Annotated in this window: 19 protein-coding genes; 9 read left to right on the forward strand and 10 right to left on the reverse strand. The window is 72.0% G+C overall.

Features of this window, described 5'->3' with window-relative positions; translation table 11 throughout:
- Positions 1-350: 350 nt before the first annotated feature.
- Positions 351-830, reverse strand: a complete 480-nt coding sequence (locus BIU98_RS07245; RefSeq protein WP_071274010.1) for a MarR family winged helix-turn-helix transcriptional regulator — start codon at positions 828-830, stop codon at positions 351-353.
- Between the two features lie 164 nt (positions 831-994).
- Between BIU98_RS07245 and BIU98_RS07250 the strand changes: the two genes are divergently transcribed.
- On the forward strand, positions 995-3,148 hold the full coding sequence (locus BIU98_RS07250) for an MDR family MFS transporter (RefSeq protein ID WP_071274013.1): 2,154 nt from the start codon (positions 995-997) through the stop codon (positions 3,146-3,148).
- 63 nt (positions 3,149-3,211) lie between these two features.
- A complete protein-coding gene (locus BIU98_RS07255; protein WP_071274017.1) occupies positions 3,212-3,799 on the forward strand; it encodes a TetR/AcrR family transcriptional regulator in 588 nt (195 codons plus the stop codon).
- 167 nt (positions 3,800-3,966) lie between these two features.
- On the opposite strand, the gene BIU98_RS07260 is transcribed toward BIU98_RS07255, so the two are convergent.
- Complete coding sequence (locus BIU98_RS07260; protein ID WP_175481310.1) at positions 3,967-5,400, reverse strand: family 20 glycosylhydrolase; 1,434 nt, start codon at positions 5,398-5,400, stop codon at positions 3,967-3,969.
- A gap of 578 nt (positions 5,401-5,978) precedes the next feature.
- A complete protein-coding gene (locus tag BIU98_RS18895) occupies positions 5,979-6,302 on the reverse strand; it encodes a hypothetical protein (RefSeq protein WP_139200609.1) in 324 nt (107 codons plus the stop codon).
- Positions 6,303-6,638: 336 nt separating this feature from the next.
- Between BIU98_RS18895 and BIU98_RS07265 the strand changes: the two genes are divergently transcribed.
- The 3 genes from BIU98_RS07265 to BIU98_RS07275 all read left to right on the forward strand — a co-directional run bounded on the left by BIU98_RS07265 (position 6,639) and on the right by BIU98_RS07275 (position 9,697).
- On the forward strand, positions 6,639-8,060 hold the full coding sequence (locus BIU98_RS07265; protein ID WP_071274023.1) for an ATP-binding protein: 1,422 nt from the start codon (positions 6,639-6,641) through the stop codon (positions 8,058-8,060).
- Complete coding sequence (locus BIU98_RS07270) at positions 8,054-8,683, forward strand: response regulator transcription factor (RefSeq protein ID WP_071274026.1); 630 nt, start codon at positions 8,054-8,056, stop codon at positions 8,681-8,683. The genes BIU98_RS07265 and BIU98_RS07270 overlap by 7 nt, the downstream gene beginning before the upstream one ends.
- Before the next feature lie 96 nt (positions 8,684-8,779).
- Positions 8,780-9,697 (forward strand): hypothetical protein, encoded by a 918-nt coding sequence (locus BIU98_RS07275; RefSeq protein ID WP_083393060.1) that lies wholly within the window; start codon positions 8,780-8,782, stop codon positions 9,695-9,697.
- 185 nt (positions 9,698-9,882) lie between these two features.
- Here BIU98_RS07275 and opgC read toward each other — a convergent pair whose 3' ends face one another.
- The 4 genes from opgC to BIU98_RS07295 all read right to left on the reverse strand — a co-directional run bounded on the left by opgC (position 9,883) and on the right by BIU98_RS07295 (position 15,720).
- A complete protein-coding gene (opgC, locus tag BIU98_RS07280; RefSeq protein WP_139200610.1) occupies positions 9,883-12,447 on the reverse strand; it encodes an OpgC domain-containing protein in 2,565 nt (854 codons plus the stop codon).
- Complete coding sequence (locus tag BIU98_RS07285) at positions 12,444-12,845, reverse strand: ATP-binding protein (protein WP_071274029.1); 402 nt, start codon at positions 12,843-12,845, stop codon at positions 12,444-12,446. Before BIU98_RS07285 ends, opgC begins: the two co-directional genes overlap by 4 nt.
- On the reverse strand, positions 12,842-14,785 hold the full coding sequence (locus tag BIU98_RS07290) for a glycosyltransferase family 2 protein (RefSeq protein ID WP_254787816.1): 1,944 nt from the start codon (positions 14,783-14,785) through the stop codon (positions 12,842-12,844). Before BIU98_RS07290 ends, BIU98_RS07285 begins: the two co-directional genes overlap by 4 nt.
- A gap of 194 nt (positions 14,786-14,979) precedes the next feature.
- On the reverse strand, positions 14,980-15,720 hold the full coding sequence (locus BIU98_RS07295) for a TetR/AcrR family transcriptional regulator (protein WP_071274032.1): 741 nt from the start codon (positions 15,718-15,720) through the stop codon (positions 14,980-14,982).
- 122 nt (positions 15,721-15,842) lie between these two features.
- Here BIU98_RS07295 and BIU98_RS07300 point away from each other — a divergent pair, with 122 nt between their 5' ends.
- Entirely contained in the window at positions 15,843-16,769 is a 927-nt protein-coding gene (locus BIU98_RS07300; protein ID WP_071274035.1) for an NAD-dependent epimerase/dehydratase family protein, read from the forward strand.
- 77 nt (positions 16,770-16,846) lie between these two features.
- Here BIU98_RS07300 and BIU98_RS07305 read toward each other — a convergent pair whose 3' ends face one another.
- The 3 genes from BIU98_RS07305 to BIU98_RS07315 form a co-directional block, all read right to left on the reverse strand.
- Positions 16,847-18,166: a fibronectin type III domain-containing protein gene (locus BIU98_RS07305; RefSeq protein ID WP_071274038.1), complete on the reverse strand. Its 1,320-nt coding sequence runs from the start codon at positions 18,164-18,166 to the stop codon at positions 16,847-16,849.
- Positions 18,167-18,388: 222 nt separating this feature from the next.
- A complete protein-coding gene (locus BIU98_RS07310) occupies positions 18,389-20,146 on the reverse strand; it encodes a DEAD/DEAH box helicase (protein ID WP_071274041.1) in 1,758 nt (585 codons plus the stop codon).
- Positions 20,147-20,186: 40 nt separating this feature from the next.
- Entirely contained in the window at positions 20,187-21,227 is a 1,041-nt protein-coding gene (locus BIU98_RS07315; RefSeq protein ID WP_071274044.1) for a helix-turn-helix transcriptional regulator, read from the reverse strand.
- Positions 21,228-21,431: 204 nt separating this feature from the next.
- Between BIU98_RS07315 and BIU98_RS07320 the strand changes: the two genes are divergently transcribed.
- From BIU98_RS07320 to BIU98_RS07330, 3 genes are read left to right on the forward strand one after another with little or no spacing between them, the layout of a single operon-like run.
- Positions 21,432-22,244, forward strand: coding sequence for a helix-turn-helix transcriptional regulator (locus BIU98_RS07320; protein ID WP_071274047.1), 813 nt, complete (start codon positions 21,432-21,434; stop codon positions 22,242-22,244).
- Positions 22,237-22,947, forward strand: coding sequence for a GAF and ANTAR domain-containing protein (locus BIU98_RS07325; protein WP_071274050.1), 711 nt, complete (start codon positions 22,237-22,239; stop codon positions 22,945-22,947). The genes BIU98_RS07320 and BIU98_RS07325 overlap by 8 nt, the downstream gene beginning before the upstream one ends.
- Entirely contained in the window at positions 22,944-23,657 is a 714-nt protein-coding gene (locus BIU98_RS07330) for a GAF and ANTAR domain-containing protein (RefSeq protein WP_071274053.1), read from the forward strand. The genes BIU98_RS07325 and BIU98_RS07330 overlap by 4 nt, the downstream gene beginning before the upstream one ends.
- Positions 23,658-23,706: the final 49 nt, after the last annotated feature.

Genomic DNA, 23,706 nt, shown 5'->3' on the forward strand with positions numbered 1-23,706 from the left:
AAACGCCGCGGAAAACGGCGGCGTCTCGGCAGGTCGGAGGCGTCTCGCATAGACGGGGGTGTCTCGCTGCGCTGGAGCACAAGCTGACGCCGGTGTCCCGCGCGGACAGGGGTGTCTCGCGCAGACGGGGGTGTCTCGCCGCGCCGCAACTCCGGGTGACGCCGGTGTCTCGCGCAGGCGGGGGTGTCTCGCGCAGACACCGGCATCCGAGTTCGAGTCGGGGATCGGCGTCCGCGAGACACCGGCGTGTCGATGAGACGCCGCCAAGTCGTCGAAACGCCGCGGAAAACGGCGGCGTCTGGGCAGGTCGGGGGCGTCTCGCGCAGACGGGGGTGTCTCGGCCGGCGGCGTCAGCGCGCGCGGACGGCAGCGCCGAGGACCTCGTCCGCGCGGTCGTTCAACCGCGCGAGCAGCACCGACAGCGCCCGCAGGTCGTCGTCGGGGAACACCTCGATGAGCTCGTCGAAGACCTCGTCCCCGTGCGCGTCGAGCACGTCGAGCAGGCGCTGCCCAGCGGGAGCGACCTCGAGCAGACTCGCGCGGCCGTCCTCGGGGTCGGTCGTGCTCGCCAGGTGCCCGGCCGCCACGAGTGAGGTCACGCGACGGCTCACCACGGGACGCGACAGCCCGGTCAGTTCGGCGACGACGGTGGAGCGCACCGGTCCGAGGCGTTCGACCGCGCGCAGGATCACCCGCGCCGTCGCGTCGAGCCCACCCCGGTCCTCGATGAGCACTGACCGCAGGGCCTGCCGCACCCAGAGCCGGTCGAGCTGCTGCCGGAGGGCACGCTCGGAGTCGCCTCGCGTGGCGGCTGCCTGGTCGTCGGTCACCTGCCCAGCCTAGAGCGCCGAATTAGTTGCTTGCTGGAAGCATCTAGTGTAACTTTGCACTCGCTGCAAGGTCGAGAACGGTGCCGGCGCCCACCCCACGGGTCCGCGCGACGGTGCGTCCGGTCTCCCGAGCAGCCGCCCCACCGATCGAACCGAAGGAACCCATGTCAACCGCCACCGCACCGGTCCAGGTGCAGCGCGGGCGTCACGACGCCTCAGCAGCCGGCACCCCCGGCTCCGGGCAGCCGCTCATGACGCACCGCCAGATCCTGCTCGTCATCTACGGCCTGATGGCCGGCATGTTCCTGTCCTCGCTCGGTCAGACCGTGTTCGGCACCGCGATCCGCACCATCGGTGACGACCTGCACGGGCTCGACCAGCAGGCCTGGGTGACCACGGCCTACCTGATCACGTCGACCATCGCGACGCCGATCTACGGCAAGCTCTCCGACATCTTCGGCCGCCGTCCGCTCTACATCTTCGGCATCGTGGTCTTCATCCTCGGCGCCGTGCTGTCGTCGATGTCCACGTCGATGCTCATGCTCGCCGGCTTCCGCGCCGTGCAGGGCATCGGTGCCGGCGCGCTGATGTCGCTGCCGCTCGCGATCATGGGCGACATCCTCGCCCCGCGCGAGCGCGCCAAGTACCAGGGCTACTTCCTGGCGGTCTTCGGCATCTCGAGCGTCATCGGCCCGCTCATCGGCGGCCTGCTCGCCGGCACGAGCGAGATCCTCTTCATCACCGGCTGGCGCTGGGTGCTCCTGATCAACGTGCCGATCGGCGTCGCCGCGCTCCTCATGGTCATCGTCTTCCTGCACCTGCCGAAGGTGCACGACGCGACCGCCAAGCCGCGCGTCGACTGGTGGGGCGCCACGGCGGTCATCGTCACGCTCGTGCCGCTGCTGCTCGTCGCGGAGCAGGGCCGCATCTGGGGCTGGGGTTCCGCAGCCGCCATCGCCTGCTACGTGATCGGCGTCGTCGGCCTGGTCGCGCTTCTCGCCATCGAGTCGAAGATGGGCGACGCGGCGATCATCCCGCTCAAGCTCTTCCGCTCGGGCACGTTCTCGATGGCCACGGTCATCGGGTTCCTGGTCGGGTTCGCGATGTTCGGCGCGATGCTCACCATCCCGCTGTACCTGCAGATCGTCGTCGGCCTCAGCCCCACCGAGTCCGGCTTCGCCACGCTGCCCCTGGTCGGTGGCCTGATGATCGCGTCCATCACCTCCGGGCAGATCGTCGCCCGGGTGGGTCGCTATCGCGTCTTCCCGGTCATCGGCACGGCCCTGGTCTCGATGGGCTACGTCGTCCTGACGTTCATGTCCATCGACAAGCCGCTCTGGTTCCTGATGATCGGCATGTTCCTCATCGGGCTCGGCCTCGGTTCCGTGATGCAGTCGCTGACCCTGGCGTCGCAGGGCTCCGTCGAGGCGAAGGACATGGGCGTCGCGACCAGCTCGGCGACGTTCTTCCGCCAGATCGGTGGCACGCTCGGCACCGCCGTGCTGCTCTCGATCCTGTTCTCGGTGATGCCGGCGAACATCCTCAGCGCCACCGCGGACAAGGGCAACCTGACCGGTGGTCTTGACGCCGCGCTCAACCCGGCCGTCGCCACCGCCCCCCGGAACGCCGGCGTGATGGACCAGATCTGGGACCCGATCGTCACCCCGCTGAAGCAGCAGGTGGAGTCCGGCCTGGCCGACGGCACCGCCGCAGCCAAGGACGCCGCTGACCAGGCCGTGACCCAGCAGGTGACGGCAGCCGTCCAGCAGCAGGTCACCGCCGGCACCGTGCCCGCTGCCGCCGCGCAGGGCGTCATCGACCAGCAGGTCGCCGCCGCGCTGCCCGCAGCCGAGGACGCCGCGCTCGAGCAGGCCGCGGACCAGGCGCACGCCACGGTCGAGAACGGTGCCCTGGCCGTCGACTGGTCGGACCCCGACCAGCGCGCCTACTACGTCGAGCAGGCCGTGCCGTCGATCGTCAAGGAGCTCAACGGCTCCGGGGACACCGGGTCGAGCGCGTCGAGCACGAACGACACCTCGTTCCTCACGGGTGCCGACAGCGCGCTGACGCGGCCGTTCATGGCCGGGTTCAACGCCTCGTCCGTGGCGATCTACTGGGTCGGCCTCGGGGTCATCCTGCTGGCGTTCGTCCTGACCTGGTTCTTCAAGGTCCCGCCGCTGCGCCAGCGCTCGGCCCTGCAGGAACGCGCCGACATCTCCGCCGAGGCCCAGCTCGAGGCCGACGCCGGTCTCGCCGCAGCCGAGGCCGGGTCCTTCACCGGTCCGATGACCGGTTCCACCCCGACCACCCGTCGGTGACCGACCGGGTCCTGCGCCGTGTCCCCCTTGCCGGCGCAGGACCCTTCCACCAGGGACGAGAACGTGACCCCCACCGCACTGCCCACCGGCGCGGAGCCCTGCGCCTCCCTCCGCGAGCGGAAGAAGCAGCAGACCCGCCAGGCCATCCACGACGCCGCACTCCGGCTCGTCGGTGAGCAGGGCCTCGGCGGGGTCACCATCGAGCAGATCTGCGCCGAGGCCGACGTCTCCCCGCGCACCTTCTTCAACTACTTCCCGTCCAAGGCCGACGCGGCGCTCGGCTTCCCGCCGAACTCCGTGCCGCCGGCCGTCCGAGCACGGTTCCTCGCCTCGGACGGCCCCCTCGTGCCCGACCTCTGCGACCTCGTCGGGCACACCGTGGCGCTCCCCCAGGACCGGCACCGAGCCCGTGACCTCGTCGAGCGGCACCCCGAGGTGATGCCGACGATGCTCGACTGGATGGCCGCCGTCCGCGCCGCCGTCATCGAGGTCGCAGCCGAGCGCACCGACCGCCAGACCGCCCGCACCGCGGTGACCCTCGTGATGGCAGCGCTCATCGAGCTGGCGCAGCGCACCACGGTCGCGGACGGCGACGAGCTCGCCGACACGCTCCGCGTCGTCGTCACCGAGATGGGCGCGATGACCCGCTGACGGACTGGAGGCTCGGTGCCAGCTGGCACTTGGGCCCACGCCGGCCGGTTCCGGACCGACGCGCCAGCGGCGGGACGGCCGTGACCGGTGGGGAGCCTCCCGTCCGTCAGCGGTGCCAGCCCCGCTGGTGGCGGAGGCTCCGCAGCCCGGGTGACCGAGGAGGACGGTCAGGAGGCCGCCGTCTCGATCATCGCTGCCACGTGGGGTGCGCTCCAGCGCAGCAGGTCGCCCGAGGGCGGGTCCTCGAGGTCCTCGCCCCAGATGGCGACGGCCGCACCCGACATCGGAGCGGGGAGCAGCGCTCCGGAGTCACCGTCCCATGCGCGCAGGGACCAGTGCTCGCGGAGGTCGGCGACGGTGTACCCACTGTCGGCCTCGTCGAGGTCGGTCGGCACCTCGTAGAGGTAGTACGAGTTGTAGTTCAGCAGGTCGGTCCCCGCCCGGTACAGGTCGCGTGCGCTGGCCCGTCGCTGCCGGCGCTCGTGGCGTTCCGCTGCGTCCTCGGTGTCGCCGTCGAAGCTCCAGTACGTGACGTGGATGCGCGGATCGAGGCGCTTGACCGCAGCCCGGTCGATCCCGTCGTTCCAGGCCCAGACCTCGCGGTCGCCGAGCGCGGCTGCCATCGCGTTCAGCCACGCGACGCGCTCGTCGGCGGTGACGCCGCCGCCCCACTCGTCCCCGCCGACGTGCACGGTGCGGCTGGACGGGAAGGTCCGCTGCACCTCGGCGTACAGGTCGGCTGCCAGCGCGAGGCTCTCGGGTGCCGACGTGTCGAGCTCGCTCTCGCCCGACCGGACACGATCGACCCACGCCGTGCCGTGACGCGCCTCGAGGAGGGCGAACGCGGCAGCCATGTGGCCGGGAGTGTCGATCTCGGGCACGATCGCGATGCCCCGCTTCGCCGCGTGGGCGGAGATCGCGCGTGCCTGTGCGGCGCTCAGGAACGGCCGACCGGTCACCCGGCTCGTGTACACGCCGTGGTCGAGATCGGCGTTCGCGGGGGTCTGTCCGAGGACGGCGCTCTCGATCCCGACGTTCTGGTCGTCGGTGAGGTGCAGGTGCAGGAAGCGGCCACCATGCTCCGCGAGGAGGTCGATGTACTGCTTGATCAACGCCACGGGGTAGTAGGCGCGAGCGACGTCGAGCATCACCCCCGTCTCGGGCCGTGCGCGGGTCGTGGGTCGGGTGGTGACGGTCGTCGCCGACGTGCGGCAGTGCTCCGCGGAGTACGGTCCCGCGCAGGCGAGGACCGCGTACCTCCCGACTGCCGCGCGGGACGGTGTCCGGTGGATCGCGTGGACGGTCGTGCTCGCTCCCGGTGCGAGTGGCCGCACGGTGGCCTGGCCGAGCGTGTACTTCCTGTTCCCGGCGGCGAGGGAGAGCCAGGCGTGGGAGGTCAGCGTCCGCACGGCCGCGGTGTTCTCGACGCGCATGGTGGTGCGCACGGCCGTGCCGGTCGAGGTGACGGTGGTGGTCGCGGTGACCGCGGTGACCGTGACCGGCGGAGCCGTCGACGAGGCAGCGGCCCTGACCGCGGGGACGTCCAGCGTCGCGTCGAGGCCGACCAGCGCTGCTGCCGACATCGCGATCGCCAGCCCCACGGCGACCATCCGTGTGCCGGGAGGAGGCACCGGCGTTCCGGGCGTCGCGGACCGGTTCCGCTCGTGATGCACCACGACGCTCCCCCCTCAGACCTGCCCGTCCTCCGCCTGGACCACGGCGACGGCTCCTGCCGCAGACGGAGCGGACAGGCGCGCGTGAGCGTACCGGACGACACGACCCGCAACGCGCGATCTGACCTGCCACACGCGGATCGGCCTGCCACAGGCGAGCTGGCAGCCCGCGCGCGGTTACGGTGACCGTGTGCACCGAGCAGCGTCGATGACCGACCCCCGCGTCCCCGATTCGTCGCGCAGGAGGACGACGGCGCGGTCGAGGTCGCTTCCATGTCTGCGTACGACTCGTACGGTCAGGGCGGCTGTACCGAACCCGCAGCAGTGCCAGCAGTCGGTGATGCCCGTCGGCGTCGCGGACGCCTGACGTACACCGGTCAGTGGGACCGTTCGCGCTGCACCACGGCGGCACGCAAGCACCGGTACGGCAGCGCTGGTGGCAGTCCCTGCCCTGGCTGCTGCGGCATGCGGCAGATGCCCTCAGCAGCCAGGACGGAATTCGGCTGTCAACTCTCGATGTAGTAGTCGTTCACGCCGCCGAAGTTGCACGCAACAATGCGCTTCGTGCTCACGGATGATCCGAAGTCCATCTGCTTCCGGTTCCACGTGTTGAACGCGTCCGATACGCATGTCCACTTGAAGTAGACAGTGCCGGTGCATGTGCCGACCAACTCGCCAGCGTCCTTCGCGAAGTAACTACAATTACCCGCGGCAGAGGCTGAGGAAGCCCCTCCCATCACCAGCCCTGTCACCAAGAGCGTGGTTGCAGCCGCTGCTGCGGTGAATCGTCCAAGAGTTCGCATCATCATCTTCTCCTTTGCTGCACTCATCGAGTGCTCGAATGCAGACAATCACATTGTCCTCGAACTGTCCACGGACCAGAGCGTCATTGTTTGTCGATATCGCGACTATCAGCGCGGTGCTCCACAGCGGGTAACGACGATGCTTGATTGCATATTGCAGAAATGTGATCGACCACCCTGAGCAGTCCAGGCTCGGCGACGGATTGCGAGTCGATTCGTGCGTCGAGGGTCGGAACTCCCGACCCCCTACGCACGTTTCGACCCGCAACGCGCGATCTGACCTGCCACACGCGGATCGGCCCGCCACAGGCGAGCTGGCAGCCCGCGCGCGGTTACGGTGACCGTGTGCACCGAGCAGCGTCGATGACCGACCCCCGCGTCCCCGACGACGGCAGCGTGCTCGTCGTCGCCGCCGACGCCCGCCGCCGCCCGGCACGGACGACCCCGTGGGGCCGCGTCCTCGTGGGGGTCGTCCTCGTCGCCCTGCTCGGCGGCGCCGCGGTGGCCACGGTCGGCACGCTCGTGTCGCAGCGCACCGCCGAACGCTTCGCGGTCGAGGACGCCACCAGCGACACCGCGGCCGTCGCCCGGTCGGTCATCGAACCCGCACTCCTCGACGCCATCACCGGCGGCGTCGCCGGCAGCGGCGACGCCAGCGACGCCACCGCCCCCACCGCTGCCGAGCACACCGCCGCCGCGGACGAGCTCGCCCGGGCCGTCCGTGCGGTGACCGCGGCGAGCGCCGCCGTCCGCGTGAAGCTCTGGGCTCCCGACGGCACCGTGCTGTGGTCGGACGAGCCCAGGCTGGTCGGGCAGCGGTTCGCCCTGTCCGAGGAGGACCTCGAGGCGCTCGAGACCGACCGGTCCGACGCCGAGGTGTCCGACCTGACCGAGCCGGAGAACCGGTACGAGCGCGGCCAGGGACGGTTGCTCGAGGCGTACCAGGCGGTGCACACGCCGTCGGGCACGGCCCTGCTGCTCGAGGTCTACTACCCCTACGACTCGGTGCTGGCCAGTGCCGCCTCGCTCCGGTCGGCCTTCGCGACGCTCGCGTTCGGGACCGTCGCCGTCGCCGTCGCGCTGCTGCTGCCCGTCGTGCTGTGGCTGCTGCTCCGGCTGCGTGCCGGCCAGCGTGAACGGGAGCGACTGCTCGTGCGGGCGCTCGACGCGGAGACCGCAGAGCGTCGTCGGCTCGCGGCGGACCTGCACGACGGGCCGGTGCAGGACATCGCGGGGTTGGCGCTGTCGCTCGGTGCCGCGGCCAGGACCACGGCGGGCCCTGGCGCCGCGGTGCTCGACGAGTCCGCGACGACGCTCCGGGCAGCGGTGTCGACGCTCCGGTCCTCGATGTCCGCGATCCAACCGCCGGTGCCCGACCGGCAGGGGCTCGTGGCCGCGCTCGACGACGCCACTGCACGGGGTCGGGCGGCAGGCGTGCGGACGGTCGTCGACGTCCCGTCCACCATCGACGCCTCCCCCGCCGCGCTGCTCGCGACGGTGCGGTTCGTCCGGGAGTCGGTCGCGAACACGGTCCGGCACGCGGCGGCCTCGGCGGTCGAGGTCGTCGTCCGCCGGACCGGCGAGGACCTCGTCGTGGTGGTCGCGGACGACGGTGTCGGCTTCGACCCGGACGCGGTCCTGTCGACCACGCGCAGCGGGCACCTCGGCACGACGCTCCTGCGCCAGATCGCCGAGGACGCCGGTGGCTCCCTCCGCCTGCGCACCGCGCCGGGTGCTGGCACGCGGTGGGACCTCACGATCCCGGCAGGGGGCCCCGGATGGTGAGGGTGCTGCTCGTCGACGACCACGCCCTGGTGCGGAACGGGCTGCGTGCCGTGCTCGACACGACCGACGACTGCGAGGTCGTCGGTGAGGCGGCCACCGGCGAGGACGCCGTCGAACTCGCGGCCGTCCTGCTGCCCGACGTCGTCGTGATGGACCTGTCGATGCCCGGGGCCGGCGGGGTCGCGGCCACGCGGGCCCTGCGTGCGCGGGTGCCTGCCGCCCGGGTGCTCGTGCTGACGACGTTCGCCGACGACGAGCGGGTTCGTGCCGCCCTGGTCGCCGGCGCCACCGGGTACCTGCTCAAGGACGCCGACCCGGACGACGTCGTGCGCGGGGTCCGGGCGACGGCGCGGGACGAGGCCCCGATCGACCCGCGCGTCGCCCACGGCCTGCTGCCCGCCGACCCGGTACGCGCCGCCGCGCACGACCCGTCGCCCGCGATGCCGCCGCGCGAACGGGACGTGCTGGTCCGCCTCGCGCGCGGCCTGTCGAACCGGCAGATCGCCACCGAGCTGGGCATCGCCGAACGCACGGTGAAGGTCCACGTCGGCAGCGTCTTCCGGCGCATCGGCGTCGCGGACCGCACGAGCGCGGCGCTCTGGGCGCGGGACCACGGCTGGTGAGCGGGTACTAGTACCAAGGTCTGATGGTGGTGGCCGGTCGTACCGGCGACGATCGTGCCGAGGGGTCGAACCGCCCCGCAGACCAGGAGGCACACCATGGACCACACCCTCGAACCCCGCCGCACCGCGCACGATCACACGGCCCGCGCTCGCACGGCCCGCGGTCGCACCGTCGGCCTGGCCGCCACGCTCGCCGCGGTCACCGTCGCGGCCGTCGCCCTCGTCGGGGTCGCCCCGGCGCAGGCGTCCGGCAAGACCTCGACCGGCGGGGACTACGCCGTCACGGTCAACGGCACCACCACGAACCCGGCCGTCGGCAAGGAGTACAAGCTCCGCGACACCGCCGTCACCGGCACGATCGCGGTGCGCGGGAAGCACAACGGCTTCGACATCCGGCTCGCTGACCTCGGCGTGTACGACTACACGCTGACGGGTGCGCCGGACACGCAGCGCATGGTCACGGCGCCGACCGTCGTGTTCGCCTCGAAGGTGCCGTCGCTCACGGCGGCACAGCTGGCCGGCACGACGCTGTCGTCGCTCGAGGTGAAGGACGACACCCTCGTCGCGATCTTCACCACCGGGGCCGGCAAGTTCAAGATCCAGGCGAAGGACGGTGCCCAGGGCGGGATCTTCCAGATGGAGACCGAGTTCGCCGCTCCGGTCACCTTCACGCACACCCTCGGTGCCGGGCTCTTCTACTTCACCAACCCGTACACGGGGAAGATCAACTTCGGCAACGGCACCCCCGCGGTGACCTCGGGCAGCGGGGCGCACCAGATGCTCCTCGGCAAGGACAGCCCGCAGGTCGCGACGAAGACGTCGCAGACCGCCACCACGACGACGTGGACCGTGCAGCCCGGTGGTCGCCTCGGTGGCGTGCTCGGCGAGGACGCGATCGAGCTGAGCGCCGGTGCGACGAACTGCACGAGCGACTGCCAGGCGCAGAACCAGATCCGCGGGTCGCTCCCGGTGCCGCCGGACCCGGTGGACCCGACGCCGCTCGCGACGCGCTGACGCGCACCTGACGGACGGGAGGCTCGGTGCCAGCTGGCACCGAGCCTCCCGTTCGTCGCGGTGCCGGCTGGCACGTGGAATCGCGCGTAGGAGGTCGGAAGTTCCGACCCCCTACGCGCGATTCGACCTGCAACGCGGGGAAGGACCCGCGGGGGGACGACCTGCAACGCGGGGAAGGACCCGCGTCAGCGGGGGATGACGCTGAACAGGAACTTGCGGCGGATCATCACCCAGACGAGCAGGATCAGGGCCGAGTGCACGGCGAAGCCGATCCACCCGTTGCCCCAGTCGACGCTCGGGATGGACGCGATCGCCAGCGCGAAGAACACCTGCCAGACGAACACGTAGAGGCTCGCCTGACCGATCGGGATCCACAGCCACCCCAGGCAGGCGTTGATGGGCTTCCAGAACACGGTGAGCAGCGCGTAGGACACGATCGCGAAGAACGCGATGTCGACCAGACGCCCCCACTGCAGGTCGACGCGCTGGTACGCCGTGTTGTAGAGCTGGTCGTACATCGACGCCGGGAACGGCACGGGCGTGAACCCGAACTGCGCTGCCGCCCAGACGTACACCAGGAACGCCGCGTAGCCGACGACCCCGACACCGATGAGCACCTTGCCGAGACGGCTGGTCAGCGCTCCGACGATCTGGCGCCGGTAGTACCCGAGCACCAGCCCGTGCGTGAACACGATCTGCCAGGTGAAGAGCGGGAACACTGCCTCGAACTGCGAGTGCAGCGGCTGGAAGGCCGGGTTCAGCGCCTGGAACACGTACAGCGCCCAGCTGCCGGCGAGCACCGCCCACCAGAAGCCCCGGCGGATGACCCAGAGCAGCGGCGGGATGAACAGGCTCAGCACGACGAACAGGCCCATGATGTTGAACGGCCACGGGCCCATCTCGAGCAGCAGGAACTGCCGGATCGCGTACCAGGGCGGCGGGTACGCGAGGAGCTGCATGGCGTTCGGGTAGAGGTCGTAGACGCGCCCCTCGGCCCCGACGCCACCGGTGCCGGTCCCCCGGTCGGTGAAGGTCGTGATCGCGTCCGTGTCCAGGAACGGCACGAAGCTCAGCGCGAAGACCACCGCGATCACCACGAGCGTGACGAGGTACTGCTTCCGCGCGCGCTTCCACGCACCGACCGCAGCCACCCACTCGCCGAACCGCTTGATCGCGAGCGGGTAGGTCATGCCGAGGACCATGCCGGACAGGAACACGAACATCTCCGCGCCCGTGATCGCCCCGACCGCGTGCAGCGTCAGGTACGAGTACGGGCCGCCGATCTCGATGTGCGTGATGACCACCGCGAGGATGATGAACCCGCGGAACAGGTCGAGCCGGAGGTCACGTCCGGGCTTGCCGTCGTCCGGGTAGCGCCAGCTCGGCAGGAGCCGGCCGACGACGCCGCTCAGCAGGAACGCCAGGGCCAGGCCGACCGCGAGCCAGACGATCCACGCCATCTGGTCGCCGCCGGTGTCGAGCTGCTGGTTCGTCGCGGCGGCGCCGTCCTGGTGCGTCACCTCCTGGGTGACCGGGCCGGTCACGAACCGGTCGGTGGCGAGGAGGTCCCGGCGGAAGGACGCCGCCACGCCGCGGTCGGCGGTGTCGCGCCAGTCGGCCAGGCGGTTGCCGGCCTCCGGCTCGCGGCGGTTGGTCTCGACGAAGGTCACGGCGCGGACGTAGGAGCGGTCCTGGACCGCGGCGAACACCTGGCCCCACCAGCCCTGCTTCACCGCGAGCTCGTCGGCACCGCGCAGGGCGTGGTCGTACAGGGCACCGGTGTCGAGCACCATCGGGCGGTCGTGCCCGACGGCGAAGCGCTCGGAGAACGTCTGCGGCTGCTGCTGGTCGTAGCCCCAGCGTTCGTCGAAGCGGGCCTCGACCTCGCCGGCGGCGGGGACCTCGTTCGTCATCAGCGGGACGTCGCGCCCCGCGGCCTGGGTCGCCGCGCCCTTGCCGAACGAGAACATCGAGAGCCCGACCCAGTCGACGGCGGCGTCGCCCGGCCAGTACGGCCCGTACGGGTCGTCAGCGGCGGTGAGCGCGCCGTCACCGTTCGTGTCGAGGCGTTCGACGTCGGTGGCGGACAGGTCGCGGAGCCGTCCGGCCGACTCCCCGAACGGGTAGCCGGCACCGTACGACGGCGACCAGACCATGGCCGCGTCGGAGGAGCCGGTGTGCACCGCGTCGGCGAGCGCCCGGAACGCCAGGACGTACTGCGTCGGCTGCTGGCCCCACCGCACCCACGTGCCGTTCATCTGCGGGGCGAACCGGACGAGCAGCTGCGTGCCGTACTGCCGGTGGATCCGCTCGAAGAGGGCGTTCGCGCGGCTGGCGTCGGCGGCGGTCAGGGAGCGGAGGTCGACGCCGGGCTCGAGCCCGACGACGAGGGTCGCGCCCTGCGCCGCGGCCGCGCGGGTCGAGCGGAGCAGCAGGCGTTCGGCCCCGCGGTCGAGCGGGTACTGGATCTCCAGGCCGTAGGTGGACGGGGTGGCTCCGAGGCGGCCCTCGTACCCGTCGGGGGCGTCGGCGCCCCAGTCGAGGTCGGGGCCGAACCACGCCTTGCCGCTGGGCGGGGAGAGCGGGCCAGCCGACGCCGTGGGGTCGGCCGTGGCCGTGGCCGTCGCCGTCGCGGCCGTCGCCGTCGCGGCCGTCGCCGCTGTCTCCGCCTGCGCTGGCGCGACGCCGCCGAGCAGCAGCGTGCCGGCGGTGACGAGGAGGGCGATCAGGCGGACGAGGTGTCCCCTCACCGCTCGCACACCAGCGTCCAGACGTTGTGGCCGTGCTCGTGCCGGTGCTCGAGCCGGTCGAGCGCCGCCAGGGCCAGCGCGAGGCCGCGGCCGCTCTCGGCCTCGACGTCCGCCATGGTCACCGCGGCGAGGTCGATGTCGACGGGCAGCCCGTTGTCGCGGAGCACCGCCGTGAAGGCCTGGTCCGTGGCCTCGAGCTGCACCGTGTAGCGGCGCCCCTCCTGCTGGTCGCGGCGCGCGGTGTGCTCGACGATGTTCGCCGCGATCTCCGCGACCGCGGTCTCGAGGGCGAACCGGTGCGCGACGTCGTCGACGCCGAGGCCGTCCCACCAGGTGGCGAAGCGGTCCTGCACGGTGTCGAGGCTGGTCGGGACGGCGGGGACGTCGAACGTGGTCACAGGGGTCCTCCGGCGGTGCTCGACGTGTGGCCGGACTGCCCGGTGGGGGCCGGTCCGCGGTACAGCACCGCTCGGATGACGATGCTGAAGATGACGAGGTCGAAGACGACCCATGCGGTGTTGACGAGGGGGGCGATCCCGGACGCCTGCCCGGTGAGGTACCGGATGCCGATGAAGAACAGCGCGGCGACGAGCGACCCGATCGCGACGAGCTGCGGTCGGATCAGGTCCCAGCGGGGCTTCCACTCGGTGTCGTCGCGGACCTTCGGCGTGACGCGGAACCCGAGGGGCTTGCCGCGGAACACGTTCTCGAACGCGCTGGTCACGCTCTCGATCCACACCGGGAACAGCGCGAGCGAGTACTGCTGCCCACGCCAGGTCGGTCTGCCCGCGGCGACCACCCAGAAGAGCAGCTGGTTGAGCACCAGGAACGGGATGAGCCTGGCGAAGAAGTCGACGCTGTAGGCCTGCACCGGGACGACCCCGAACGACAGGCACAGCACGGGAGCGGCGATGTACACGATCGCCGCGAAGCCGGACAGGTAGCTCCACATCGTCGAGAAGTACATGAGCCGCTGCCCGAACGACAGGCCCTTCTGCACCAGGGGGTTCTCGCGGAAGAACACCTGCATCGTGCCCTGCGCCCACCGGAGCCGCTGGACGAGCATCGTCGGCAGGTCCTCGGGCGCCAGGCCCTTCGCCAGGATCTCGTCGTGGTAGGCCGACTTCCAGCCGAGTCCGTGCAGGCGCATCGCGGTCGCCATGTCCTCGGTCACGGAGATCGTCGCCAGCGGCATGATCGGCTGGGCCTCGTCGCCCCGGTTCACATCGACGGCCCGAGCCAGCACCGCGATCGCCTCGATGGCCGCGACCGGTGAGGCGTTCCGCTGCCCGAGGACGTCGAGCGCCGCGTCGTCGAGCACGGCGAACGTGTCGGCGTCGGTCGACATCGCCGCGAGCTCCTGCAGGTCGTTCCGCACCGACTCCAGGTCGGCCGCGGCGAACCGGAACGCGATGGCGTCGATGCCGCGCTGGAAGTCGTACGTGACGTCGCCGAGGGGTTCGTCCGCGGCCATCTGGTCACGGGCGCGGTCCACAACGGCCTCGGCGTCGTCGAGGGCACCGAGCACACGCGGGTCGTCCTCGACCTCTCGCGCACGGGAGAGCAGGCGGCGCGAGGTCACCAGCGTGCGCCGCACCGAGGACTCGACCTCTGCCACGTAGCGGGAGATCCCGAGCTGCATCAGCGCCTCGCGGCGGAGGATCGCGTTCGACCCGCAGAAGAACGCGGCGTTCCAGCCGTCCTTCGACTGCTGGATGGGGCCGTAGAACAGGGGCGCCTGGCTGCCGAGCAGGTCGGCGTCCGGCACGTTCTCGAACCACTGCGGGGTCTGCACGAGCGCCATCCGCGGGTCCTTGAAGTACCCGAGCGTCCGGTCGAGGATCGCCGGGTCCGGCACCTGGTCGGCGTCCAGGATGAGCAGGAACTCCCCCTGGGTCGACAGCAGGGCGTTGTTGAGGTTCCCCGCCTTCGCGTGCCGGGGGCGGTCGACCCAGTCCTGCCCGCGGGTGATCACGCCGAGCCCGGCCTGCTCCGCCGCCGCGCGCATGTCGGCGCGGTTGCCGTCGTCGAGGATCCACGTGGAGTGCGGGTAGCGGATGGCCTTGGCCGCGAGCGCGGTGCGCATCACCAGCTCGATCGGTTCGTCGTAGGTCGTGATGAAGACGTCCACGGTGACCTCGGTCGTCGGCGGGGTCGGCGGTTCGCCCCGCTCGCGGAGCCTCCACGCGCCGAACGCGAAGAGCAGCGAGTCGATCACGCTGTACGTCTCGGCGAGGATGAGCGGCACGGCGATCCACCACGAGTGCCAGTTCACCGACGCCGCCCAGCGCCAGCCCACGTAGTTGATGCCCGCCAGGGAGGCGAGCAACGCGACCACCCGGACGGTGACCAGTCGTCGGCGCCCGGTGCTCCCACCGAGGCGTCGTCGGTCCTGCCTGCTGACGTCGAGTGCGGTCACCCTCTGGCTGCCGATCCGACGTCGTTGGTCCTGCTCCGCTGCACCGTTGCTCCTGATCGCGCGGGGTGGTTGGTTCCTCGCCGTCGGGTCCCGGCTCGGGTGTCCGGACCTGTCTACCTCAGGGGAGGCGGAGTTGTCACGCCCCCGATCGCGGAGAAGCCGATGTCGGCCGCCAGCCGTTCGACGAGCCGGTCGAAGTACTCGGCGTGGTCGGCGACCACCCCGACGGTGTGTCCGAACAGCTCGAACGACACCGCACCGAACAGCGTCGTCCACGCCATGATCGTCCGCATGACGGCCTCGGCCGGGGCATCGGCCGTGATCCCGCGCGACCGGACCCACGCGAGGGCCGGTGCGACGACGGTGTCGGTCGCAGCAGGGGCCGGCGACACCGGGGACGTCGGGACCGCCCGGTCGGCCATCGCGTCGACCGCGATCCGGACCAGCACCTGCGTGACCCGGGTCGCCGGCTCGATCGTCTCCTGCGGGGCCGCGTACCCGGGCACGGGGCTGCCGTAGAGCAGCGCGAAGTCGCCCGGGTGCTCGAGGGACCAGGTCCGGACGGCCCGGCACGCTGCCGTCCACCGCCCGCTGACGTCCGTGCGCTCGTGCGCGGCGTCGGCCCGTTCGACGGCCTCGCCGAGCTCGTCGTAGTCCTGCACGAGCAGGGCGGTGAGCAGGTCGTCACGGCTCGGGAAGTACCGGTACACCGCCGAGGAGACCATGCCGACGTCACGGGCCACGGCACGCAGGCTCAGCTGCGCCGGCCCCTCCCCCGTCAGGCGCACGCGTGCCGCGTCGAGGATCCGGGAGCGGAGTGCCTGTCGGGCCAGTTCACGTGCCGTCTCGACCATCCACCCACCCTCGCACGCGAGAGCGGTGCCCACAATCGAGAGCACTGCTCTTGTGCAGTCAGCAGGAGCATGCGATGCTCAGCGAACCGAGAGCACTGCTCTCCTGAGTGGAGGATGACCTCATGTCGCAGCACCACCTGGTCGTCGGCGCCGGCCCCGTCGGCCGCCACGTCGCCGCACTGCTCGTCGGCCGGGGGGACCGTGTCACGGTCGCCACCCGCTCGGGCCGCGACACCGGGGTCGGAGGCGCGGCACACCTCGCCCTCGACGCCTCCGACGCCGACGCGCTCACCCGGGCAGCCGAGGGCGCTGCGGTCCTGCACAACTGCGCGAACCCGGGCGACTACACGCAGTGGGCGGCAGCCTGGCCACCCCTGGCCGCCGCACTCCTGACCGCCGCCGAGCGGACCGGCGCCGTGTACGCGATCACCGGCAACCTGTACCCGTACGGCCCCGTCGACGGCCCGATGCACGAGGGCCTGCCGGACGCGGCGACCGATGCCAAGGGCGTCCTGCGGGCCCGGATGTGGCAGGACGCCCTCGACGCCCACCGCGCGGGACGGGTCCGGGCCGTGGAGGTCCGCGCGTCCGACTACATGGGCTCCGGCACCGGGCAGAACGCCCACGTGACCCGCGTGCTGCCAGCCGCGCTCCGGGGCAAGGGCGCCCGGATGATCGGCCGGACCGACCTGCCGCACACCTTCACGGACGTGCTCGACGTCGCCCGCACCCTCGTCGCAGCCGCCGACGACCCCTCGGCGCACGGCCGGACCTGGAACGTGCCGTCGAACCCGCCGGTGTCGCAGGCACAGGCGCTGACCGACGTCCTGGCCGCGGCGGACAGGCCCCCGGTGCGGGTCCATGGCCTGTCCGGGGCCGCCGTCGGTACCCTCGGCCTCGTGTCACCGATGCTGCGCGAGATGGTGCCGCTGCAGTACCAGTGGACGGCCCCCTACGTGCTCGACGACGCCGCGGCCCGCGCCCACCTCCGCCTGGAACCGACGCCGTGGGACGAGGTCTGCCGTCGGACCCTCGTGGGCATCGCCTGACCGGACGACGAACGGCCACGGCACCGCGGGGGTCCGCGGTGCCGTGACCGTTCGTGGGTGTGGTGTCGCGCCCCGGGTCAGATGACGAGCAGGCGGCTGAACTGCGCGCAGACGAGCTGCTGCGCGGCCCCACCGTCGGCCGGCAGCCGCCAGAGCCCGGGCGTCGGACCGCTGTCGACGTCGAGGTACACGTCGCCGGCCTCGTCCGCGGCGCCGGTCTCCGGCCCGCGGGTCCCGGCGGTGACCCCGGTCACCGGAACCGTGGTCGTGGTGCCGTCGGCGGCACGGACGACCGTCGTGGTGATCGACCGGTCGACGTCGCAGCCGTGCGGCCGGTACTCGGAGGGCGTCGGGCACCACTCGGCCGACTGCGCCAGGCGGAAGCCGTCCGAGTTGGTGGCGCCGTACTGGAACGCCAGCTTGGGCTGGGCAGCGGTCCACGTGGTCGCACCGGCGGGCAGGGCCTGCCAGCTGTAGGCACCGGCAGCACCCGGCGAGAGCCAGTTGACGTACAGGCCGCCCGCGCCGTCCGCGAGCATCTCCCGGACGTAGCCGAACGTGCCGGTCGCGCCGTGGTCGAGCGAGCGGGTGGTGGTCTCCCCCGTGGGCGTGCGGGAGGTCACGGCGGCCCGCGAGGTGTCGCCGACCCACGCGGAGACGGTGCCGTCGCGGCCGACCGCCCAGACGAGGCCGGCGTCCGGCAGGACCGTCACCGGCATGCCACCGGCAGCCGGCAGCTCCATGACGGCCCCGGAGACCGAGTCCTCCCAGTACAGGTTGCCCGCGACGTCCGACCGGAGGTCGGCGGTCAGGTGCAGCCCCGTCGCGATCACCTGGCGAGCGCGGCCACCGGCCGGGTACATGAAGATGGACTTGAGGTCCGCCGACGGCTCGAACACGTCACCGCGGTCGTTCGCCGTGAAGCCGGTACCGTGCGGGGCGACGGTCCTGCCCGCGTCGGACCCGTCGGTCGGGAACCGCACGACGGCACCGGCCTCGTCGAGCGCGTAGAGCGACTGCGGCTCCGACTGGGCGGCGGTCGCCCGGTACCGCACCTTGACGGCGGGCCCGGGGTGCTTCGCGCCGACGGCACGGACCGCGAACGTGTAGGTGGTGCCCGCCTGCAGGGCGCCGAAGCGGTCCCAGCGCGCCGTTGCGCCGAGCCGGTCGACCCCCTGGTCGGGGTGCTCCTCCACCGGTGTGACCGAGACGGTCCACCGGACGACCTTCGCGCCGCTCGCCGGGAGCGACCAGCGGACGGTGGCCTGGTCGGCGGTGCCGACGACACGCACCGACGTCGGCGCACCTGGCCTCGTCGCCGGTGCGGCCGTCGCCGGGAGTGCCCCGGTGACGACGAGTGCGGCCGCTGCCGCGACGGTGAGCACGGTCTTGAACACGATGTTTCCCCTGTCCGCGCGACTTCCCGTCGCGCCCCGGGGACATGGAAGCACCGGCCGGGGGCCGGTGGGACGGCCGGCGGCCGATGTGCGGTCCTCCGTGCGGTGTCCCGCAACGCAGCGTGCCGACAGACGGACAGACGGACAGCAGGACAGCAGGACAGACGGACGGAAGGCCCGGTGCCAGCTGGCACCGGGCCTCCCGTCAGGAGCGCTCTCGCGTCAGTAGCGCGAGGTACGCGCTGGGCGGTCGTCGTCCTCGCGCGGGCGGCGCGAGCCGCCACCCCGACGGTCGGGCTGGATCTCGATGAGCCGGCCGCTGATGCGGGTGTCGCGGAGACGCTCGATCACGTCACCGGGCATGTCCGACGGCAGCTCGACGATGGAGAAGTCCGGCTGGATGCGGATCGCACCGAAGTCGTCGCGGCGCAGGCCGCCCTCGTTCGCGAGGGCACCGACGATCTGACGCGGCTCGACGCGGTGCCGACGACCGACCTCGATCCGGTAGGGCGTCATCGGGACCGAGCGACGACGACGGTCGCCGCCGTCCTCCTCGCGGCCCTTGCGCTCGTCGCGGCTCTTGCGCTGGTCGCGCTCGACCTGGCGGCGGAGGGCGTCCTCGGCCGGGTCGAGCAGCAGCGGGGTCTCGCCCTGCGCGACCACGGCGAGCGCGGCGGCCACGTCGGCCTCCGGGACGTCGTGGTGCTCGACGTAGTGGGCGATGATGTCGCGGAAGGCCTCGACCCGGCCGCGCTGCTCGAGTGCCGCGGTGATCGCGTCGTCGAAGCGCGTCAGGCGGGTGACGTTGACGTCCTCGACCGAGGGCAGCGTCATCTCGGTGAGCGGCTGGCGGGTGGCCTTCTCGATCGCGGTGAGCAGGCGGCGCTCGCGCGGGGTGACGAAGCTGATCGCGGCACCGCTGCGGCCGGCGCGGCCCGTGCGGCCGATGCGGTGGACGTAGGACTCGGTGTCGACGGGGATGTCGAAGTTCACCACGTGGGTGATGCGGTCGACGTCGAGGCCTCGGGCGGCGACGTCGGTCGCGACCAGGATGTCGAGCTTGCCCGACTTCAGCTGGTTCACGGTGCGCTCGCGCTGCGCCTGGGCGACGTCACCGCTGATGGCGGCGGCGGCGTACCCGCGGGCACGGAGCTTCTCGGCCAGGGTCTCGGTCTCGCTCTTGGTGCGGACGAAGATGATCAGGCCCTCGAAGTCCTCGACCTCGAGGATGCGGGTGAGCGCGTCGACCTTCTGCGCGTACGACACGATGAGGTAGCGCTGCGAGGTGTTCGCCGACGTGGTCGTCTTGGCCTTGACGGTGATCTCGGCCGGGTCGTTGAGGTACTGCTTCGAGATGCGGCGGATCTGCGCGGGCATCGTCGCGGAGAACAGGGCGACCTGCTTGGTGTCCGGGGTCTCGGCGAGGATCGTCTCGACGTCCTCCGCGAAGCCCATCTTCAGCATCTCGTCGGCCTCGTCGAGCACCAGGTACTTCAGCTCGGACAGGTCGAGCGTGCCCTTCGCGATGTGGTCCATGATGCGACCGGGCGTGCCGACGACGACGTCCACGCCACGACGCAGTGCCGACAGCTGTACGCCGTAGGCCTGGCCGCCGTAGACGGGCAGCACGTGGACGCCCTTCATGTGGGACGCGTACTGCTCGAAGGCCTCGCACACCTGGAGCGCGAGCTCACGGGTCGGCGACAGCACGAGCGCCTGGGGCAGCTTGCTGCCGGCGTCCATGCGGGACAGGACGGGGAGCGCGAACGCCGCCGTCTTGCCGGTGCCGGTCTGGGCGAGACCCACGACGTCACGCCCGGCGAGCAGGGTCGGGATGGTGGCGGCCTGGATCGCGGACGGGGTCTCGTACCCGATGTCCTTGACGGCCTTGAGGACGGGCTCGCTGAGCCCCAGGTCGGCGAACGTCACCACGGGCCCCTCGTCGATGGGTTCGGTGGTGCTGTTCGTTTCGGAGCTCATCCTGGTACGGTACCCGGCCGGACGCGGGTATGCCGAACCGTCACGCCGATCTGGGCACGGCGCGGCTCCGGACACGACGTGTCGGCAGCCCTCGCAGCGTCTCTCCCGGGTACTCCCCGAACCGCTGCAGGTAGGTGCCGGCGAAGCGCCCCATGTGCCGGAAGCCCCACTCGCGGGCGACGGTCGCGACGGTGACGGACCCCGGGTCGGCGAGCTGCAGCGCGATCCGGACACGGTCCAGGCGCATGTGCTGCAGGTACGTCATCGGGGTGCTGTCGGTGTGGCGGAGGAACGCGGTCTGCAGCGTCCTGGCGCTGACCCCGGTCGCCCCGCACAGGTGGGCCAGCGTGACCTGGTCGCCGCAGTGCTCCGCCAGGTACGCCTGCGCCAGCTCGACGGTGCTCCGTCCGGCCCCGAGCTCGCGTCGTCCGGTGCGGGTGCCGTACGCCCGCACGATCCACTCCGCGAGCTGGACCTGCAGGGACAGCCTCGCCTGGTGCGGGTCGCCGTCACCGAAGGCCGCCGTGGCGACCGCGCCGAGGGCCGTGCGGAGCCCGGGGAGCCCGTCGGGCACCGGGTGCAGGCGGAACGTGCCCGTGCCGCTCCTGGTGCCCCCGCCGAGGACGGAGCCGACGGTCTCCAAGAACCCGAGGTCGATGCGCACCAGGTGGTGCACGCCCGCGGGGGTCACGACGGAGTACGGCCGGTCGACGGGGAACACGACGGGGATGCCGGGCTCCGTGACGACCCGGTCGGGTCCGGTGTCGATGCCCACGCCACCGCCGGCGGTCCAGCCGAGCGTCAGCCAGCCGCTGGCGTCGAGGTCGCCCCGGCGGTCGGTCGTCACCGCCGAGCTGACGAGTTCGACGTTGCCGTCACGGAGGGTCCGGTGGCGCCAGCGGAAGTGCTCGCCGCGGCCGAAGACGACGTCCTCGGCGCCGTACAGGTCCTCGAACAGGCGGACCGCGTCGCGGCGGTCCGTGCCGGCCCGCTCGGACAGGCGTCTGGCGTCCAGGCGCTGTCCCAGCCGAGGTGCGTCGTCGGTGGCGGCGGTCGGGCGCCGCATCTCGATCGTCTCCATGATCTGCTCCAGGTCCCGGGTGGAGTCACCCGCTCCCCTGGGACACTTCGAGTATCTGCGGGACAGTATCAGCACCGACAGGGGTTGACTTCGCCGCCCGGATCCATCACCATCGTGCTTCGCGATCCGGACAAGGCTGCCCTGGGACGTCCCGGGGCAGGACCCCGGGACCGTGAGCCAGCCTGTCGCCCGTACGCTGACGACATGCGTGACGACGTCGCTCCCGAGGGGACCCAGGGCACGACGCCCCGGCTCTCCCGGACCGTCCGCGACGCGTTGCGCTGGCTCCACGACCACGCGCAGGAGCGGATCGCCGTGCCGGACGTCGCCGCGGCGGTCAACATCTCCCCACGGGGGCTCCAGAAGGCCTTCCACCGCGAGGTCGGCGTGAGCCCCGGGCAGTACCTCCGCGCGCTGCGGCTCGAGGGCGTCCGTCGCGACCTGCAGTCCGCCGACCCGGCCAACCAGCCCACCGTGGCCGAGGTGGCCCGGCGCTGGCACTTCAGCAACGCGGGCCGCATGGCCGCCGACTACCGCGCCGCGTTCGGCAACGCACCCTCCGCCGCCCTCCGCTACTTCGAGCCGGACGACGAGCCGGGGACAGGCATCCCGGCGCTGGCGGACCCGGGCAGCGAGCGGCGTCGCTTCCGTCTGGTGCTCGACGTGGAGATCGACGTGGAGGACCCCGACGCGACCCTGGCCAGCGCCCTGCGTCGCGCCGAGCACGAGATCGTCGCCTGGCAGGGCTACCGACCCGACGGTGGGACCGAGGACCTGGTGGCGTTCGTCCTGAACGACGCCGTCCGCCGGGCGCTGCGCGACACCGACGGGGTGCGGCTCGCCTCGGTCAACCCGCTGCTGCGCCTGCCGGAGGCCGACGGGTCCTACGTGCCCGCCGAGCTGCCGGCCTGGGGCCCGACCGCGCCACCGCCCCCGCCCACGCCCACGACACGCCGGACGCCCGCAGCGGGCTCGCGGGTAGCATCGGACACCGATCAGGAGGACAGGGATGGATGACGCAGTCAAGCGCGCATTCCGCGCGATCCGGTCGCTCGACGTCCCGGACGACGAGCTCAGCGAACCGTTCCGTCGGGCGATCCCCATCGGTGGGGTGTCGGTGTCGTCGTTCGGCGTGATCGGGACGAACGAGACCATCTCCGCGTCCGACGACACGGCGTCCCGGGTGGACGAGATCCAGTTCGACCTGACCGAGGGGCCGTGCTGGACTGCGCTGCGTCAGCGTGCTCCCGTGCTCGAGGGCGACATCGTCCAGCGCCCCAACACAGCGTGGCCCGCCTTCAACGACGCCGTGCGCGACGAGGCCGTGCGCGCCGTGTTCGCGTTCCCCATCGTCTTCGGTCCGTTCCCGCTCGGTGCCGTGGACGTCTACGCGCCCGACCCGACCGACCTCGACCACGAGCAGGTCGAGATCGCGTCCGCGCTCGCCACCGCGATGGGCCGCCGGGTGCTGCGCCGCGTGGTCAGGACCGTCGAGGACGAGGACGCGATCGTCGACCGCAACCCGTTCTCCCGACGCGTCGTGCACCAGGCGACCGGCGTCGTCCTCGCGCAGCTCGACATCACCCCCGACGACGCCACCCTGCTCATCCAGGGGCACGCGTTCGCCAGGAAGACCTCGATGCGCCAGGTCGCCGAGGAGATCATCAGCGGTGCGGTGCGGTTCGAGCGACACGGCGGCCTGATCGAGGAGGTCCGATGACGGCGGCTCGACGCGAGGCCCGCATCGTGGACACCTTCGCGACGCTCGCCGACACCCTCGTCGACTCGTACGACGTCGTCGAGCTCCTGCAGACCCTGGTCGAGACCTGTGCGGACGTGCTGGACGTCGACGCCGCGGGCATCATGCTCGCGAACGCGTGGGGCGAGCTCGAGGTGATCGCCTCGACCTCCGAGACCAGTCGGCTCATCGAGGTCCTGCAGCTCGACGCCGAGGCGGGGCCGTGCATGACGACCTTCACCACCGGTCAGCCCGTCGCGTGCCCGGACATCGCGGACGCGCCCGCCGAGTGGGCGGCCTTCAGCGCCGGGGCCCTGGCGCTCGGCGTCCGGTCCGCGCACGCCGTGCCGCTGCGTCTCCGCGCCACGGTCATCGGCACGCTCAACCTGTTCGGCACCGCCCCCGGCGCCCTCGCCGCCCCCGACCTCCGGATCGCCCGGGCGCTGGCGGACGTCGCGACGATCGGCATCCTGCACGAGCGGACCCTCCGCGAGCACGAGGTCGTGCACGCGCAGCTGCAGCGCGCCATCGGCTCCCGCGAGGTCATCGAGCAGGCCAAGGGCGTCGTCTCCCACGTCAAGGGCGTCTCCATCGAGGACGCCTTCGGCGTCATCCGTGCCCACGCGGCCGCCACCGGCGACCGCCTGTCCGACGTCGCGCAGGCGATCGTCGACCGCACCCTGCGTCTCTGAGACGCCGCACCGTGCCCTGGACGGGTGCCGACGACGGACGGGAGGCCCG

The organism is Curtobacterium sp. MMLR14_010 (assembly GCF_001865015.1).
Lineage (GTDB): Bacteria > Actinomycetota > Actinomycetes > Actinomycetales > Microbacteriaceae > Curtobacterium.

What these genes read in the sequence shown, in the direction of transcription:
- BIU98_RS07275 (WP_083393060.1), top strand. Translation starts at nt 8,780, where the DNA reads ATGGACCACACCCTCGAACCCCGCCGCACCGCGCACGATCACACGGCC.
- BIU98_RS07325 (WP_071274050.1), top strand. Translation starts at nt 22,237, where the DNA reads ATGGATGACGCAGTCAAGCGCGCATTCCGCGCGATCCGGTCGCTCGAC.
- BIU98_RS07315 (WP_071274044.1), bottom strand. Translation starts at nt 21,227, where the DNA reads ATGGAGACGATCGAGATGCGGCGCCCGACCGCCGCCACCGACGACGCA.
- BIU98_RS07320 (WP_071274047.1), top strand. Translation starts at nt 21,432, where the DNA reads ATGCGTGACGACGTCGCTCCCGAGGGGACCCAGGGCACGACGCCCCGG.
- BIU98_RS07330 (WP_071274053.1), top strand. Translation starts at nt 22,944, where the DNA reads ATGACGGCGGCTCGACGCGAGGCCCGCATCGTGGACACCTTCGCGACG.
- BIU98_RS07270 (WP_071274026.1), top strand. Translation starts at nt 8,054, where the DNA reads ATGGTGAGGGTGCTGCTCGTCGACGACCACGCCCTGGTGCGGAACGGG.
- BIU98_RS07310 (WP_071274041.1), bottom strand. Translation starts at nt 20,146, where the DNA reads ATGAGCTCCGAAACGAACAGCACCACCGAACCCATCGACGAGGGGCCC.
- BIU98_RS07300 (WP_071274035.1), top strand. Translation starts at nt 15,843, where the DNA reads ATGTCGCAGCACCACCTGGTCGTCGGCGCCGGCCCCGTCGGCCGCCAC.
- BIU98_RS18895 (WP_139200609.1), bottom strand. Translation starts at nt 6,302, where the DNA reads ATGAGTGCAGCAAAGGAGAAGATGATGATGCGAACTCTTGGACGATTC.
- BIU98_RS07265 (WP_071274023.1), top strand. Translation starts at nt 6,639, where the DNA reads ATGACCGACCCCCGCGTCCCCGACGACGGCAGCGTGCTCGTCGTCGCC.
- BIU98_RS07250 (WP_071274013.1), top strand. Translation starts at nt 995, where the DNA reads ATGTCAACCGCCACCGCACCGGTCCAGGTGCAGCGCGGGCGTCACGAC.
- BIU98_RS07295 (WP_071274032.1), bottom strand. Translation starts at nt 15,720, where the DNA reads ATGGTCGAGACGGCACGTGAACTGGCCCGACAGGCACTCCGCTCCCGG.